Below are 17,185 nucleotides of genomic sequence, written 5' to 3'. Positions count from 1 at the left end.
ATCAGGAAACGAGGTGAAGCATTTTTGATTACAGTTGGTAATTATTCCTATGAAGTGATTGAAGATGTACGAGAAGCCTTTAACGAGGAACAATTTAAAGCGCGCTATAGTGAAATATTACATAAATACGATTATATTGTTGGTGATCTCGGCTACGAACAGCTTCGACTTCGTGGGTTTTTTGAAGACAATCATGAGAAGGCTACGTTTGATACGAAGATCAGCACACTGCCGGAATACATTTACGAATATTGCAATTTCGGTTGTCCGTATTTTGTAGTCAAAAAAGTAAACCCCTGAGAAATTTCAGGGGTTTTTTTTTGTTTTAGTGATGATCTAGACGGATCCTCAAGACCTCCTAACTTTATGAGCCTCGAGAATCTTCATAAGGTTTTTCTGTATGATATTCTGGATCATCGTGAGTGGGATGAGCACCAGGATCTTGTCTTTCCAGACCTTCATGAAGGGTTTTGTTTTCATAGTTAAAGGCACTATAATAACGCTGTTCTTCTCTCCAAGGAGTTGATTTTCCTAAAGCTCTCTTGATCGGAGAGCCGTACGGACCTTCAGGTAAGTCCTCAGGAAGTACGTAATTACGACCAGTCTCTACATTCGAAAAATCGGTATATTGTTCTTTTTCTTTTTCGAACAAAAAAACCATCCTCTCTTCGGTCATTTTAGGATAAGAAAGTATCCTTATCTAAAGTGTCTCCAAGAAAGCATGATTCTTTTTTGGTACATTTTGATTACATCTTAAACGACATCAGCTAAAAATTCACGAAGCTCCATTGCGTCTTCTTCCGTGAGATTAAACGCGTGTTCTAAATACCCTTCCTCTTCTAAATCATCTTGACCAATGATGGCATATGTACTGCCTAACATATTCAGAACTAGAGACTTTCCGTAATGTCTTGTTGTTTTTGTGATGGCAAGATCAAAGCGTGTGTTTCGTCCCATAAAGCTAACAAAGCGCGTTTCTGTTGGTTCTTTATCATCATATAAGAAAAATGTTTCCTCGTTCATTTTGTTCCTCCTTCGTATATAGCAAAATTTAAATTTGAGTTCATATGATTGCTCTTACTTTATGTTACACTTTACTTGAGAAACTTACAAAAGGTGATGACTATGTATTTTGTTGATCGAAAAAAAATCAATGAACATTTAGTGTATATGAATGGATTAATTCGTACGTTCAAGGAACTTTCTTCTCCAGCAAATAAGTTTGAAACACTTGTGATAGAAAGAATAGGACATATGTTGATCGAATCGATGATGGACGTTGGAAATATGATCATTGATGGATTTATCATGCGTGATCCAGGAAGCTTTGAAGATATTCTTGATATTCTGATTGATGAAAAAGTAATACCAAATAATGAAGCGGTATCGTTGAAAGAAGTGGTGAACCTTCGTAAATCACTCGTTCAAGATTACACTTCTGCTGATAGTAAGCTCATATATGATACCATTTCATCAAAAGAGAAAGAACTTTCAGCATTCCCATTACACATAAAGCGGTATCTAGAGGAAGAGTTGGGGCCAGTTTCTGCATTTTTACCTGAATAAAGATAAAAGAGTTTTTATACATTTATATTTAAAAATGTACGTTTATCTTTATTTACGATAAAATGGTAACAAAGGATGGTGATGACCATGAAGAATCACACCTCAACCCGTGATGAAATCATCTATCTGTTAAAAAGAAATAAGAAGATGACAGTTACGGAAATGGCGAAATCACTTGGAATAACCGAAATGGCTGTTCGTCGTCATCTCAACACATTAGAGCGTGACCATGTGATTGAAACGACTCTTGTACGACAGGCTATGGGAAGACCTATCCATTTTTATCATCTTACAGCAAGCGGTGACGAACAATTTCCACGAAACTATTCGGGGCTTACCGTTGATTTTTTAAAAGATATAGAAGAAGTTAGTGGCACTGGGACAATTGACGAATTGTTTAAACGGCGTGAAAATCGTCTGCAGGATAGATACAAAGATCGAATGAACACGCTCACAGAATTTGAGCAAAAAGTAAATGAACTGGCGAATATTCAAAATGAAGCAGGTTACATGGTGGACTGGGAAAGAGGAGAAAACCCTGGAACCTACGTATTGACAGAGTACAATTGCCCGATCGCTAAGGTAGCGAATGAATATCAACAAGCCTGCTCGTGTGAACTTTCGCTGTTTAAGCGCATGCTTCAAACAGATGACGTTGAGCGAAAGACGTGCATGGCAAAAGGCGGAGATTATTGCTGTTATGTGATAAAAGAAGAAAAGCAAGCATCTGAAGTCTAAAGCGCTTCAGGTGTGTTTTTTTTTAAAGTGGGTAGAATGAGAAGGTACATAAAAGGAGAGAGCATAATGAAGGCATATAAAGGATTCTTGATTGATTTGGACGGAACGATGTATAGAGGAACTGAACGAATTATTGAGGCCGTTGATTTTGTGAAAAAATTAAACGAACAAAACATCCCTTATTTGTTTGTGACTAATAATTCTTCTAAAACAAAAAAACAAGTGGCAGATGTGCTTGCAGGATTTGATATTCCGGCGTCAGCAGAGCATGTGTATACGACGAGTATGGCAACAGCTAATTATATTGCCGAGCTAAAGAAAAACGCGACCGTCTACTGTATCGGTGAAGATGGGATTAGAGAAGCGCTTAAAGAACAGGGGCTGCAACTTGTAGAAGAGAACCCAGATTTTGTTGTGATCGGAATCGATCGCTCGATCACGTATGAAAAATTAGCAAAAGCATGTCTAGCAGTCCGTAACGGAGCGACGTTTATCTCTACAAATGGTGATATTGCACTTCCAACAGAAAGAGGCCTTCTACCAGGAAACGGCTCATTAACTTCTGTTATCACGGTTTCTACTCAAACAGAACCAACGTTTATTGGAAAGCCAGAGTCCATTATTATGGAGATGGCGTTAGAGACACTGGGGACAAAAAAAGAAGAAACTCTTATGATCGGGGACAACTACCAGACAGATATCTTAGCTGGTATACGTGCCGGGATGGATACCTTGCTTGTGCACACTGGAGTAACAACAAAAAAACACCTTGAAGAAATTGATGTGCATCCAACGTATACCGTAAACGGATTGGATGAGTGGGAGATTAAATAAACCTCTACCCAAAAAGATAATTACTTTTGTTTTATTCGTCTCATCATCGACAAGTTGGTTGAAGTGCAAGGTGCGAGACTCCCGGCTAGGACAAGCGGTCAGTCCGAAGAGTGAAAGTGGCTCATTCAGCCCCGCCAAGCAAAAGGTGAATGGGTTGGAAGGCGCACTTTGCCTTCTAAACCATTTAACTTTTGACCTCGAGGGGCTAGCCACTGCAACTAGACAGGTGAGACCTTTAAGGGCGCATAGCGGCAAGGGGCTCACCGCCTGCCCCGCGGAAAGCGAGCATCCTGGAACGGAAATCAACTCCTTACAAGAACTACAAACCTTAGAACAGACAACATAAAAAAGGCTTAAGTCAAAGAGGATCCTCTTGTTCTTAAGCCTTATTTTTAATCTTCATTTGCTGCACGATGTGCTAACCTGCTCGATGCTGCTGCTGCAATCGCACCGACTATATCATCCAAGAAGGTATGGACCTTGCCAGTAGATTTGTCATTGAGTTTTTCTAATATCCCTGGTTTCTGTTTATCAATGAAACCGTAGTTCGTAAAGCCGATCGATCCATATATATTTACGATTGAGAGTGCGATTACTTCATCGATTCCATAGAGACTTTCATCGCGAGCCAATATTTCCTGAAGAGGCTGTTCAAGTTTTTTTTGTTCCGCTAATACATCAAGCGCAATGCCTGTAAGTATGGCATTTTGAACTTCACGTTTTGCGATTACTCTTTCAACATTTTCTCTACATACATCCATTTTTAAATCAGGATGATAGGGGACTTGGAGAAAATAAACAAGTTCAGCAATATCGTTTACCGTAACGCCCCGTTCGTTCAGCTGTTTGCGTGCAGTTTCTTCGACTCTTTCCACTTTTTTGTTTGGCATCCTTGTACTCCTTTTCTCTGTTTGTCTCCTTAGCTTTGTATAGTATATGTTTTCATAGTAAAGTTATGAATTTATAAAAAGTACTAACCACTTCGCCTATATGGGCATACAATGTTGTATCCAATCATGCGGTGGTATGCTCAAGTTTAATCTGAAAAGATCAACCGCTGGAAAGCTGAAGGGGTGGGGGGATCGGCTTTGTTTGAAAGAGATATATTTCATCATTATCAACTAGTTTGTGAAGACAGAAGATCTGAATCAGGTTATCGGACTTTCTATTGCAAAGGAAATCAATACATCGTGATACCGCAACAACAGATGTCTTATGAGAAACTGCAAGAAATGATGTATATTAGTGATTATTTACAGCAACGAGGAGAGGAGAACATTCCTGTTCTGCAGCCCACGATTACGAATATGCCTAGTGCTTATGTAGATGGGGAGTCTGTTATCATTTTTAAAGTGGAGCCCAAAAAAGGGGAAAATCGTAATATAGAAATAGGCTCCGAACTAGCAGAATTTCATAAGCGAGGAAAAGGGCTTGAACAGTATTATCCGGTAGAACAAATCGCATACGGACAATGGCCGTTATTATGGATCAATCGTGTGGATGAAATGCATAGCCGATATGCAGAAATATCAGCCAGAAAGCAAAAGAACGATTTTGATCAACTATTTTTGACTACATTTCCTTATTATGAGGGAATGGCAGAAAATGCAATTCAATATATTACGGATTACCAACTGGAGAGAGGACCTAAAGGGATAGGTTCTGCTGCAATTTGTTACGATCGATTCAGTGAGCGGTCATGGATTCGGACCTCAAACAGTTTTGTTAAACTGCCTGTAGGCTGGGTAATCGACAGTCCGATGAGAGACCTTGCAGAATGCATCAGGGAAAAGATCTATCAACCAGAGTTCAGAAGTCATGAAGTATTGCAATTGATCGACGAATATGAAAAAGTAAAGCCATTATCTAAGGGGGCTTGGAGACTTTTATACGGCAGACTCCTCTTCCCTTCACAGTACTTTGATACGGTTGATGAACATTATAACAATGAGAGAGATATCGGAAAAGAACTGTATGTTCGCCGCTTTACTGACTTAATCTCGTATGAAAAGCAAAATGAATACTTCTTAAAAAGCTTTTACAGATCGATCGGTCTTCCTGTTCAAGAGTTAAATATTCCAATGGTCGATTGGCTCGTTCCCATGATCTAATGAAAGAGGTAGCTCAAAAAGTAAGATTTTTGAGTTATACCTCTTTTTTTGTTGTTTTCGTCTACAGTGTTGTCTTTGAAAGTAGTTGATTTCCGCTCCAGGTTGCTCGCTTTCCATGGGGCGAACGTTGAGCCTCCTGTCTAGTTGCAGTGACTAGCCCCTCGAGGTCAAAAGTTGAATGGTCAAGAAGGCAAAGTGCGCCTTCCTAGCACATTCACCTTTTGCTTGTCGGGGCTAAACGAGTCACTTCCACTTTTCGGACTGACCGCTCGTCCCATAGGAGTCGGCAACCTTGCGCTCCAATCAACTTGCAGAGGAAGTGAAAAAGAAAAGCAAAATTCTTTTTAGATATCTTGCACAAGAATATCACCAGCATAAGTACCATTGCTTTATTTTCTAACTTTCACATGAGAAAATAGCTAGCAAGGAGTGAAAGCGTATGCAAAAACCTTATGTATTTATTACACGAAAATTACCGAAAGAAACGGTTAGTCAACTAGAGCAAATTGCAGAGGTCAATATGTGGCCTCATGAAGAAAAGGCTGTACCACGCGAAGTGCTTTTAAAAGAAATCAAAAAAGCAGATGGAATACTCACGATGCTTTCAGACAAAATTGATAGCGAAGTATTGGATGAAGCCTCTTCACTAAAAGTAATAGCTAATCTAGCAGTAGGCTATGACAACATCGATGTCGCAGCAGCCAAACAAAAAGGGATAACGGTCTGTAACACACCAGATGTATTAACAGATTCTACGGCGGATTTAGCATTTTCTTTAATTCTTGCAACAGCTCGCAGAATCGTTGAATCAGCAAATTATGTGAAAGAAGGAAAGTGGAATAGCTGGGGACCTCTATTGCTTGCTGGAGCAGATGTTCATCATAAAACAATCGGTATTGTTGGAATGGGAAGAATCGGTGAAGCCGTAGCGAGACGAGCAAAAGGCTTTGATATGAAAATTTTATATCATAATCGAAATCGTAAGCCCGATGCGGAAAATTCGCTTGACGCTGAATACAAAGAATTTCATGAGCTTTTAAAGCAATCTGATTTTGTTGTCTCTCTTGCACCATTAACACCTGAGACAGAAGGAATGTTTAACCAAGAAGCATTTCAGAGCATGAAGGATAGCGCGATCTTCATTAATGCAGGCAGAGGTGCGACAGTAGATGAATCTGCGCTTATTGAGGCATTACATAACAAAGAAATCGCTGGAGCTGGGCTTGATGTATTTCAGCAAGAGCCGATTGAAGTCGATCATCCTCTACTGTCCATGAAACAAGTGGTAGCCCTTCCTCACATCGGAAGTGCAAGTGTGGAAACAAGGATGAAGATGGCCGAACTTGCATGCAGAAACATAACCAATATATTGGATGGAAAAGACGCTGAAACACCTGTTATATAAGGAGGTACAAGATGAATCGTTCTTTAGAGGGGAAAACAGCCATCGTTACGGGAGCGAGCCGTTTAAACGGAATTGGCGCAGCTGTTTGTGTTGAGCTTGCAAGTAGGGGAGCTCAAATATTCTTTACGACTTGGGGTACATATGACACAACGATGCACACAGGTGACCATACAAATGATCCAGAGCAGCTTGTAAAGAAACTAAAAAATTTAGGAGTAAAATCTTCGTATGTAGATATTGACCTTAGCGTTTCAGAAGATATTCCAAAACTCCTAGAAAAAGTTGAAAGTGAATTAGGAGTAGCAAGCATACTTGTGAACAATGCCTGTATGTCACAAAATCACAGCTGGGAAGATACAACAAGTGAGATTTTAGATGCTCATTATGCAATCAACATTCGTGCAACGACTCTTTTAAGTATAGAGTTTGCCAAGCGTTTTAAAGGGGACAAAGGCAGCATCGTTCATCTAACATCCGGCCAGTCGAAAGGTCCGATGCCTGGTGAATTAGCATATGCTGCTACAAAAGGAGCCGTCGATGCGTTAACAATATCCTTAGCTGCTGAAATCCGACATAAAGGAATTACGGTTAATGCAGTGAATCCAGGCCCTACAGATACGGGCTGGATCAATCCAGATTTAGAAAAGATCCTTCTGCCTAAGTTTCCCGGTGGAAGGATTGGGAAACCAGAAGATGCGGCAAGGTTAGTCGCGTTTTTAACAACACCTGAGGCAGAGTGGATAACCGGACAGATCATTCATTCAGAAGGTGGATTCTTAAGACAATAGAAAGATTTTTGAAACTGACTTTAGTGGTATCTTCGTGAACCCAAAAAGTCAGTTTTTTTATTAAAATTAAATTATTTATAAATATACTATTGAATTAATTTTTATACAGTCCTATAATGAACCATAACTTATTTAAGGAGTGATGTAATGAGAGCAGGAATTATTGGTGTAACCGGATATGGTGGGATGGAACTTTTCCGGCTGCTTTCTGCACATACAGAGATTACCGAAGTTGTTCTCTATTCATCCTCTAAAGCAGGCAAACAGCTTTCAGAAGAAATTCAGCACCTGTATCATATTCATGATCAGAAGCTAAGATCACTGAAACAACTATCATCCGATGGCTTAGATATCGTATTTTCCTCCGCACCGAGCGGGGTTTCATCTGAGTTTCTTCCTTCGCTCGTTAATGAGAAATTGAAGATTATTGATCTAGCAGGAGATTTTCGTTTAAAAGATCCAGACACCTATCGAGCGTGGTACAAAAAAGAGCCGCCTCCACAACCACTCGTGAATGAGGCGATCTACGGATTAACAGAATGGAAGAGAGAAGAGGTACAGAACGGGAATTTGATAGCGAATCCAGGGTGTTATCCGACAGCAGCTCTTATAGGTATTCTCCCGTTGTTAAAAGAAAACATGATCAATCCAACTTCACTCGTGATTGATGCAAAGAGCGGAATTTCTGGAGCAGGTGCTACGCCGGGCAAAGGAACGCATTTTTCACAAATAAATGATAGCCTCGGCATCTACAAGATCAATCAACATCAGCACATCCCAGAGATCGAACAAACGATACAGTCATGTACGGATACTGCAACGAAAATTACATTTAATACACATCTTGTTCCGATGACAAGGGGCATCATGACTACGATGTACGCGGAGCTTACAGATTCAGCTACCTCGCGATCAATAAAAGAAATCTTTGGATCTTATTACGATAGTGAATACTTCGTCAGAGTTCATAGAGAAAAAGCAAATTTGTTCACAAAACAAGTGTACGGATCCAATTTTTGTGATGTTACGTTTGCCGTTGATGAGCGAACAAACCGAATCACGGTGATCTCTTGTATCGACAATCTATTAAAAGGAGCGGCAGGCCAAGCGGTTCAAAATATGAATGTGATGTTCGGTATAAACGAAACGGAGGGATTAAGATCTTCACCGATGTTCCCTTAATTAGAGGAGGCAGTATATGCAGGCAACAAAAGCAACAATTCAGAAGATAACAGGTATCAACATCGCGACGCCAAAAGGATTTTACGCAAGTGGGCTTCATTGTGGAGTGAAACATAAAAAGCTCGACTTAGGATTGTTGTATAGTATAACCCCAGCGAACGCGGCAGGCGTTTATACAACGAACCAAGTACAGGCAGCTCCTCTAAAAGTTACTCAGAATAGCATCTCTCAGGAAGGGAAGCTTCAAGCGATCATCGTGAACTCTGGTAATGCAAATGCTTGTACAGGAAAAAGGGGCTTGAATGATGCTCGGCACATGCAGATTCAGACAGCCGAAAAGCTAGATATTCCCCCGCACTACGTCGGAGTGGCCTCCACAGGGGTAATCGGTGAACATCTGCCGATGGATAAAATATCAACCGGTATTAAAAATTTAGTACTAGATGCTGAGTTGAAAGGGTCAATCGACTTTTCTCAATCCATTTTAACAACAGATACTGTTTCCAAGAATACAGCCTACTCGCTAAAAATTAATAATAAAAACATTACGATAGCAGGTACGGCAAAAGGGTCAGGGATGATACACCCCAATATGGCTACGATGCTCGGATTCATCACGACAGATGCAGCTGTCCAGCAGGATGATCTTCGTGAAGCTTTGTCTTTTGCCGTGGAACGAACGTTTAATTGTATTACCGTAGACGGAGATACTTCGACGAACGACATGGTACTCATGCTCGCAAACGGTATGGGCGAGAATGAAGAGTTAAACAAAGACCACCCTGAGTGGGAACTATTCTTAGAAGCTCTTGTACTTGTTTGTGAAGACTTAGGCAAACTTATTGCAAAAGATGGAGAAGGGGCCAGCAAGCTGATTGAAGTAAATGTTAAAGGTGCAGCTACGGATAAGGATGCGAGAATCATAGCCAAAACGATAGTAGGTTCTCCATTAGTAAAGACTGCTGTGTTCGGTTGCGATGCCAACTGGGGAAGAATTCTTGCTGCAGCTGGATATAGTGGTGTTTCGTTTAATCCAGACACCGTTAAAATTAAGATCGGTAAACATGAAGTTGTCGTGGATGGGGAACCTGTACTATTTTCAGAGGAAGAAATTCGTAACTATTTAAAAAGTCATGAGATTCATATCTTTGTTGATCTATCAGAAGGTTTTGGAAACGGAAGAGCGTGGGGATGTGATCTCACATATGATTACGTTCAGATTAATGCAAGTTATCGTACTTAAATGGAGGCGAGCATTGTGTTTCATGTTGTGAAAATCGGAGGTAGTACGCTAGCTAACTTACAACCTGCCTTTTTTGATGTACTTAAAAATAGAATTCAACAAGGTGAAAAGATCGTTATCGTTCACGGAGGAGGGCCGGAAATTAATAAAAAGCTGTCAGAATCCGGATTACCGTTAGTAATGAAGAATGGCATCCGAGTAACAAGCCCAGAATCACTTTCCTATGTGAAAACAGCGTTAAAGGACATTACCAATTCAAATCTTGTAGAGAGATTAAATAACGAAGGCATTTCAGCTCAAGGACTTTCTGGAGAAGAGAATTCCTTACTTACTTGTGATTTTTTAGATAAAGAGAATTATGGATGGGTTGGAAGTATACAAAAAGTAAATACAAAGATCATCCAAAACATATTAGAAGCTGGTAAGGTTCCAGTCATTGCATCGCTAGGTGTAGCAGAGTCGGGTGAAACGGTGAATATAAATGCAGACACAGCAGCAGGTGAAATAGCAGCTTCTCTATCAGCTGAGTCAATCTGCTTTGTTACAGATACCCCTGGGGTTCGAGTACTTGGGGAATGGATGGAATGCTTAACGATTGCTGACATTTTTACAAGTATTGTTGAAGGACACATAAAGGGAGGCATGGTACCAAAGGTTGAAGCGGCTATAAAATGTCTGGACCTTAATATCAAGAAAGTACGAATTACCGACCAAACTCTGTCAGGTACAGAGTTGCTTAAGGAGGTATTGATTACATGAGTGCACTTTTTCCAACTTATAAAAGAAAGCAAATAGAACTTCAAAAAGGTAACGGAACTTATGTATATGACCAAGACAATAAAAAATATCTAGACTTTACGAGCGGAATAGCTGTGACGAGTCTTGGACACTGTCATCCTGAAGTGGTTGCAACGCTTCAAAAACAGAGCGAGCGTATCTGGCATACTTCCAATCTTTTTGAGATCCAACAGCAAGAGTTGCTCGCTCTGACACTTGTAAAGCACACACAATTGGATTTAGCTTTCTTTTGCAATAGTGGGGCTGAAGCAAACGAAGGTGCAATCAAGCTGGCTAAAAAATTTACAAAGAAAAATAAGATCATCACGTTTAATGATTCATTTCACGGTCGAACGTTCGGTTCTATGTCGGCGACTGGTCAACAGAAGATCAAAGAAGGCTATGGGCCGCTCGTGTCAACATTCATACACCTCCCATGGAACGATATTGAGCAATTGAAGGACCAGGTAGACAACGACACAGCTGCGATCATGATGGAAGTCATCCAGGGTGAAGGCGGTATTAAAAGCGCGGACCTAGATTTTTATAAAGAAGTGCAAGAGATCTGTGAGAAAGAAGATGTTTTATTGATCATAGATGAAGTCCAAACGGGTATCGGCAGAACGGGGAAAAGATATGCTTATGAACACTTCGGATTAAATCCTGATATCGTAACCCTTGCCAAAGGGCTAGGAAACGGTTTTCCGATAGGAGCTATGCTAGGTAAAAGAAAACTAGCTGAAGCGTTTGGACCAGGAAGCCATGGCACAACGTTTGGAGGTAATCCTCTTGCATGTGCCGTCAGCCAAAGTGTTTTGAATATCATCTTTCATGACGAATTCTTAAATGAGGTTGTTAGAAAAGGAAAGAGCTTTAAAAAGAAATTAGAAGATTACTTAGGTAAGTTTCCATCTGTAAAAGAAATAAGAGGAGAAGGATTGTTAATAGGTATTGAATGTGAGCGAGCTGAGGAAGTTATAGTGAGCTTAGAGAAACAAGGCTTATTAACCGTTCCTGCAGGAAAGCATGTTATTCGATTATTACCACCGTTAAACGTAACGGATGAAGAGTTATCGATAGCTTTAAACACGATTCAAAGAGCGTTTAACAACATGTATGAAAAAGTAAATCAATAGCTAGTTGCTATTTTTTTACGCAAGAATGAATAAAAATACAAATAATTATTAGTTTTATACAAGGAGAGGAACTTATCATGGAAGGCTGTATAACGCTATCTAACGGTAATACATTCAATGGTGACTGGATTAGTGATAACCAATTTGGTACAGGTGAAATTGTATTTTATACAGGAATGACTGGATACGAACAAGTTTTGACGGATCCTTCCTATCAAGGGCAGATCGTTGTATTTTCTTATCCTTTTATCGGAAATTATGGATTTGATCCTAAGAGGATGGAATCAGCAAAAATCCAAGTGGCGGGAGTAGTTATGGCGGAATGCTTTGGATTTGCTGCAAAAGGTGGCCGCCAATCAATCATTGATCTGTTAAATGCATATCAAATCCCTGCACTAACCAATGTAGATACTAGGTCTCTTATTCAACAAATTCGAATGAAAGGATCTCTGCCTGCTGTAATGCATGTACCAAATATCCTTCCTGATTCTTTTAGTCTAGAAGAATATTGGCCAGCGACATCGATGAAAAAGACAGGTTCAGGAGATACACATATCGTTTTGATCGATTTTGGATATAAGAAGTCGATTGCTGATGCTCTCGTTAACGAGGGATGTAGAGTGACAATTGTTCCTTATGATCAAAATCTAAACGATATTGAAAACTTGAATCCAGATGGTCTTGTTTTTTCGAATGGTTCTGGTGATCCTATGAGGTTCGCTAACTATTTTCATAGGTACAAAAATTTAGCCATGCGCTATCCCACATTAGGCATATGTCTTGGTCATCAGATTCTTGCTTTAGCCTTCGGCGGTAAGACGCGAAAGCTAAAATTTGGTCACAGAGGTGCGAATCACCCGGTAATGAACTTGAAGACTGGAAAAGTATCCATGAGTTCTCAAAATCATAGTTATGTCGTTCAAAAAGAAAGTTTGGCAGAAACAGGCTTTAATATCTGGTTTGAAAACGTGAACGATGGAAGTGTTGAAGGATTGTGGCATCGCTCACATAACGTTGCGAGTGTTCAATTCCACCCAGAAGCAGCGCCGGGTCCGAACGAACATAAAGAAATCTTTCAAAATTTTATTAACAGTGTACAACATTCAGAGAAGGTGAGAAGCTATGCCTAAACAACAAGACATCAAGAAAGTGCTCGTCATCGGATCAGGACCGATCGTAATCGGGCAGGCAGCAGAATTTGACTATTCCGGAACACAAGCATGTAAAGCGTTAAAAGAAGAAGGGGTCGAAGTGGTCCTGATCAACAACAACCCTGCAACGATCATGACCGACAACACGTTTGCAGACGTTATATACTTTGAGCCCTTAACAGTAGAATATGCAGAACAGATTATTCAGAAAGAAAAACCTGATGGACTCCTAGCGACAGTTGGCGGCCAAACAGGGCTTAACTTAGCAATGGATCTTCATACGAATGGGGTATTAGAAAAACATGGAGTTAAGCTTCTAGGTACAGATATTAATTCTATACAAAAAGCAGAAGACCGTGATCTGTTTCGATCATTGATGAAGCATCTCGGTGAACCTGTACCAGAAAGTGAGATTGTAACTTCATCAGAAGAAGCGATGTATTTTGCCGAAGAGACAGGTTATCCGGTGATTGTTAGACCTGCATATACACTCGGGGGATTTGGTGGAGGAATAGCTTCAACGAAAGAAAAGTTGATCGCACTTGTCAAACAAGGTCTGTCCGCAAGTCCGATCAACCAATGCTTGATTGAAAAAAGTATTGCAGGTTACAAAGAGATTGAATATGAAGTGATGCGTGATAAGAACGGAACATGCATTACGGTATGTAACATGGAAAACGTTGACCCTGTTGGAGTTCATACAGGTGATTCGGTAGTAGTAGCTCCTAGCCAAACGTTAACAGATGATGAGTATCAGTCATTAAGAAAAGCATCCTTGACCATTATTTCTGCGCTTGAAATTGTAGGAGGATGCAATATACAGTTTGCGCTTCATCCAGATAACTCACAGTATTATTTGATCGAAGTGAATCCACGTGTGAGCAGGTCATCTGCTTTAGCATCAAAAGCAACCGGATATCCGATCGCTAAGATTGCTGCCAAACTTGCACTAGGGTATAACTTGCATGAATTGAAAAATCCAGTAACTGGAACGACCTTTGCGAGTTTTGAACCAGCTTTAGATTATGTAGCTGTAAAAATGCCAAGATGGCCGTTCGATAAGTTTCCTCATGCAGACCGAAACCTCGGAACACAGATGAAAGCGACAGGCGAAGTGATGGCGTTAGAGAGAAACATGGCTTCTGCCTTTCAAAAAGCGATACGTTCACTCGAGCTGAAAACGAACGGCATGTATTTAAAAGAGCTATACGTGCTAGATGAGGATACACTTTTTGATCTTGTCGTATCAGCGGATGATCGCCGCTTTTTCGTTGTGATGGAACTATTGCGAAGAGGGATATCTTCAGACAAAATTCATGAGTTGACCAAAATCACACCTTACTTTTTATCCATTTTTCAAGAGATGGTTTCTATGGACAATTTGCTGCAAAAATGTGGATTTAAAAAAGTAGAAAAACAACAACTGCAACTTGGAAAAAAATATGGTTTTTCAGATCGATACTTATCGGAGATCTGGTCTGTTTCAGAAATAGAGGTACGCAACAAGAGAGCAGAGTGGGATATCACGCCGACGTATAAGATGGTGGATACGTGTGCAGCAGAGTTTGAAGCAAAAACGACTTATTTTTATTCCAGCTGGAGCGGGAAAAGCGATAGAATCCCTGATACGAAGAAGAAGGTTGCTGTTATCGGCTCGGGTCCTATTCGAATCGGGCAAGGTGTTGAATTTGATTATTGTTGTGTGCACAGTGCTATCGCACTTCATTCATGTGGATATGAAGCCATTTTAATCAACAACAACCCTGAGACGGTAAGCACGGATTATGAAGTATCTGACTCTCTCTATTTTGAACCTCTAACCTTTGAAGACATCAACCATGTTTTGGAGTTTGAAGGAATATCAGATGTCATTCTGCAATTTGGCGGGCAAACATCTATCAATTTGGCTAAAGAGTTAGAAGAGGCAGGGTATTCTGTTCTTGGAAGTCCTGCAGACACCGTAGACCAAATGGAAGACAGAGACCGTTTTTATCAATTTTTAGAATCATTAAGTATTCCTAAAGTTCCAGGATACTCGGCATTGAACGAAAAAGAAGTCAAACAGTATGCAAACGAACTAGGGTTTCCCATTCTTCTACGTCCTTCATACGTGATTGGTGGTAGCGGAATGAAGGTTCTTTATTCTGAAAGTGAACTAACCAGTTATCTGAACCATGAAAAAGTGAATTATCCTGTTTTAATCGACACTTTTTTAGAAGGTACAGAAGCAGAGGTAGATGTATTAAGCGATGGTCTAGATGTATTCATTCCTGGCATATTTGAACATTTAGAAGGAACAGGTGTTCATTCTGGAGATAGTCTAACTGTTACACCTCCGCAATCCTTATCTATTCATGTGATTGATCAAATTAAATCATACTCTATAAAGATCGCACGCAACTTAACGTATAAAGGATTGTTTAACGTTCAGTTCGCCGTAAAAAATGAAAATGTATATGTTATTGAAGTGAATCCAAGAGCCTCTCGAACAGCACCGATCATGAGTAAGATTACGAATGTAAACCTTGTACAGAAGGCAACCCAATTGCTTCTTGGTCACTCATTAAAGTCGTTGAACTTAAAAGATGAGCATAACGGCCAACCAGAAGTTACAGTGAAAGCACCTGTTTTCTCAACTATAAAACTGCCAGGTGTCAGCCCGGTGCTAAGTCCGATGATGCTCTCAACTGGAGAAGTGATTGGAAGTGATGCAGATTTTTATGAAGCTCTCGTTAAAGCTCTGAAAGGCTCGAGTCTTCAATTAGCAGATGTTTGGAATGATAAAGGTACCATTTTTGCGGAAGGAACACTCGCTGAAGCTGCTTCAAAAGCATGGGAGGAATGTGGTTATTCCGTACTTACGGCAAGTACTCTGACTTTTGATGAATGGTTAAAAACAGACCACAAAGCCATATATATGAACTTTTCGAATGATAGCGAAAGTCATAATGCTAAGCGTGCTGTTCTAGAAAGAGTCCATGTACTAACAAGGGAAGAAACATCAAAAGCTTATTTAAATGCGATACGCACTGTAAACAAAACAAGAAAGGAAGTGCTGATCTGATGTCAATTGTACACCCAATTCTCCAAACGCGAACTCAGAAAGATTTCCTAACGCTGATGGATTATTCTACATCTGAGATTATCGACTTATTGAACCTTGCGAAAGACTTAAAAAAACAAGGTCCATCTGCACCACCTTTACTAAAAGGAAAGATCTTAGGAATGATTTTCGAGAAATCATCAACACGCACTCGCGTTTCGTTCGAGGCTGCTATGGTGCAGCTCGGCGGTCATGCAATTCATCTATCTACTCGTGATATTCAGATGGGTAGAGGAGAATCCATCTCAGATACAGCAAAAGTATTGTCCGGTTATCTAGATGCACTGATGATTCGTACGTTTCATCAATCTACAGTTGAAGAGCTTGCAGAGAGTGGAACGATTCCTGTCATCAACGGTCTAACGGACGATTTTCATCCGTGTCAGATACTAGCTGATCTTCTTACAATACTAGAATATAAAGGGTCGTATAAAGGGAAAAAGTTGGCATATATCGGCGACGGAAACAATGTGGCACACTCTTTAATGATTGGCGCTGCAAAAGTGGGGATGGATTGTACCATTATTTGCCCTGAAAACTACGAACCGAAGGAAGAGATCGTTTCTTATGCAAAGGAAGTTGCAAAACAAAACGGTTCAGTAATCGAGGTAACTCATGATCCTATTGAGGGTATTAAAGATAGTGATGTGATTTACACGGATGTCTGGGCGAGTATGGGTCAAGAAGCGGAAGCGGAGGAACGTCTCGAACATTTTAAGGGTTATCAAGTGAATCAAGAGCTTGTGTCGTATGCAAAGAGTGACTATATCTTCATGCACTGTTTGCCTGCACATCGAGAGGAAGAAGTGACGGCGGAGATTATTGATGGTCCTCATTCTGTTGTTTTTCACGAGGCCGAGAACCGTCTTCACGCACAAAAAGCATTGCTTGTTCGTTTGCTGAGTTAAGTATTCGAGTGATGATTAGTGAGTAGTTGATTTCCGTTTCAGGTGCTCCCTTTCCGGGGGGCATGCGGTGAGCCACCTAGCGCTCTGCGCTGTTAGGTGTCTCACCTGTCCCGCTGATCCCCCAGGAGTCTCGCCCTTGCACTCCAATCAACTTGTCAATGAAGCTTCTTAAAGAACTCTTAATAGCGACAAACTTAGAACAAGTGTTTCAAATGATTTGTGCGAGTAAGCTAAATTATTACC

Annotated in this window: 17 protein-coding genes; 14 read left to right on the top strand and 3 right to left on the bottom strand. The window is 40.4% G+C overall.

The window, feature by feature from the left end; translation table 11 throughout:
- The first annotated feature begins 24 nt into the window (after nt 1-24).
- A complete protein-coding gene (locus P4V41_RS01600) occupies nt 25-300 on the top strand; it encodes a YutD family protein (RefSeq protein WP_066238928.1) in 276 nt (91 codons plus the stop codon).
- 64 nt (nt 301-364) lie between these two features.
- Here P4V41_RS01600 and P4V41_RS01595 read toward each other — a convergent pair whose 3' ends face one another.
- Both P4V41_RS01595 and P4V41_RS01590 read right to left on the bottom strand, forming a co-directional pair.
- A complete protein-coding gene (locus tag P4V41_RS01595; protein ID WP_225218678.1) occupies nt 365-661 on the bottom strand; it encodes a hypothetical protein in 297 nt (98 codons plus the stop codon).
- A gap of 92 nt (nt 662-753) precedes the next feature.
- Nucleotides 754-1,023 carry a DUF3055 domain-containing protein gene (locus P4V41_RS01590; RefSeq protein ID WP_328083108.1) on the bottom strand — a complete coding sequence of 90 codons (270 nt, stop codon included), beginning with the start codon at nt 1,021-1,023 and terminating at the stop codon, nt 754-756.
- A 102-nt stretch (nt 1,024-1,125) separates the two neighbouring features.
- Between P4V41_RS01590 and P4V41_RS01585 the strand changes: the two genes are divergently transcribed.
- The 3 genes from P4V41_RS01585 (at nt 1,126) to P4V41_RS01575 (ending at nt 3,138) form a co-directional block, all read left to right on the top strand.
- Nucleotides 1,126-1,566, top strand: a complete 441-nt coding sequence (locus P4V41_RS01585; RefSeq protein WP_328083107.1) for a DUF86 domain-containing protein — start codon at nt 1,126-1,128, stop codon at nt 1,564-1,566.
- 81 nt (nt 1,567-1,647) lie between these two features.
- Entirely contained in the window at nt 1,648-2,304 is a 657-nt protein-coding gene (locus tag P4V41_RS01580) for a metalloregulator ArsR/SmtB family transcription factor (protein WP_328083106.1), read from the top strand.
- A 66-nt stretch (nt 2,305-2,370) separates the two neighbouring features.
- Nucleotides 2,371-3,138, top strand: a complete 768-nt coding sequence (locus tag P4V41_RS01575; RefSeq protein WP_328083105.1) for a TIGR01457 family HAD-type hydrolase — start codon at nt 2,371-2,373, stop codon at nt 3,136-3,138.
- Between the two features lie 392 nt (nt 3,139-3,530).
- Here the strand turns inward: P4V41_RS01575 and P4V41_RS01570 are convergent, their stop codons facing one another.
- Nucleotides 3,531-4,028: a phosphatidylglycerophosphatase A gene (locus P4V41_RS01570; protein WP_328083104.1), complete on the bottom strand. Its 498-nt coding sequence runs from the start codon at nt 4,026-4,028 to the stop codon at nt 3,531-3,533.
- 198 nt (nt 4,029-4,226) lie between these two features.
- Between P4V41_RS01570 and yutH the strand changes: the two genes are divergently transcribed.
- The 10 genes from yutH to argF all read left to right on the top strand — a co-directional run bounded on the left by yutH (nt 4,227) and on the right by argF (nt 16,942).
- Nucleotides 4,227-5,249 carry a spore coat putative kinase YutH gene (gene yutH / locus P4V41_RS01565; protein WP_328083103.1) on the top strand — a complete coding sequence of 341 codons (1,023 nt, stop codon included), beginning with the start codon at nt 4,227-4,229 and terminating at the stop codon, nt 5,247-5,249.
- Nucleotides 5,250-5,688: 439 nt separating this feature from the next.
- Nucleotides 5,689-6,654, top strand: a complete 966-nt coding sequence (locus tag P4V41_RS01560) for a D-glycerate dehydrogenase (protein ID WP_328083102.1) — start codon at nt 5,689-5,691, stop codon at nt 6,652-6,654.
- Between the two features lie 11 nt (nt 6,655-6,665).
- Nucleotides 6,666-7,442, top strand: a complete 777-nt coding sequence (locus P4V41_RS01555; protein WP_328083101.1) for an SDR family oxidoreductase — start codon at nt 6,666-6,668, stop codon at nt 7,440-7,442.
- 147 nt (nt 7,443-7,589) lie between these two features.
- Complete coding sequence (gene argC / locus P4V41_RS01550; RefSeq protein ID WP_328083100.1) at nt 7,590-8,624, top strand: N-acetyl-gamma-glutamyl-phosphate reductase; 1,035 nt, start codon at nt 7,590-7,592, stop codon at nt 8,622-8,624.
- A gap of 16 nt (nt 8,625-8,640) precedes the next feature.
- Nucleotides 8,641-9,867: a bifunctional ornithine acetyltransferase/N-acetylglutamate synthase gene (gene argJ, locus P4V41_RS01545; protein ID WP_328083099.1), complete on the top strand. Its 1,227-nt coding sequence runs from the start codon at nt 8,641-8,643 to the stop codon at nt 9,865-9,867.
- 15 nt (nt 9,868-9,882) lie between these two features.
- Nucleotides 9,883-10,626, top strand: coding sequence for an acetylglutamate kinase (gene argB, locus P4V41_RS01540; RefSeq protein WP_328083098.1), 744 nt, complete (start codon nt 9,883-9,885; stop codon nt 10,624-10,626).
- Entirely contained in the window at nt 10,623-11,780 is a 1,158-nt protein-coding gene (locus tag P4V41_RS01535) for an acetylornithine transaminase (RefSeq protein WP_328083097.1), read from the top strand. The genes argB and P4V41_RS01535 overlap by 4 nt, the downstream gene beginning before the upstream one ends.
- A gap of 77 nt (nt 11,781-11,857) precedes the next feature.
- The gene (locus P4V41_RS01530; protein WP_328083096.1) at nt 11,858-12,910 is read left to right on the top strand and encodes a carbamoyl phosphate synthase small subunit; all 1,053 of its coding nucleotides are present in this window, start codon (nt 11,858-11,860) and stop codon (nt 12,908-12,910) included.
- Nucleotides 12,903-15,995: a carbamoyl phosphate synthase large subunit gene (locus P4V41_RS01525; RefSeq protein ID WP_328083095.1), complete on the top strand. Its 3,093-nt coding sequence runs from the start codon at nt 12,903-12,905 to the stop codon at nt 15,993-15,995. The genes P4V41_RS01530 and P4V41_RS01525 overlap by 8 nt, the downstream gene beginning before the upstream one ends.
- The gene (gene argF, locus P4V41_RS01520) at nt 15,995-16,942 is read left to right on the top strand and encodes an ornithine carbamoyltransferase (RefSeq protein WP_328083094.1); all 948 of its coding nucleotides are present in this window, start codon (nt 15,995-15,997) and stop codon (nt 16,940-16,942) included. Before P4V41_RS01525 ends, argF begins: the two co-directional genes overlap by 1 nt.
- Nucleotides 16,943-17,185: the final 243 nt, after the last annotated feature.

Source organism: Fictibacillus nanhaiensis, assembly GCF_036213205.1.
Lineage (GTDB): Bacteria > Bacillota > Bacilli > Bacillales > Fictibacillaceae > Fictibacillus > Fictibacillus nanhaiensis_E.
This window is presented reverse-complemented; position numbering and strand designations above follow the sequence as displayed.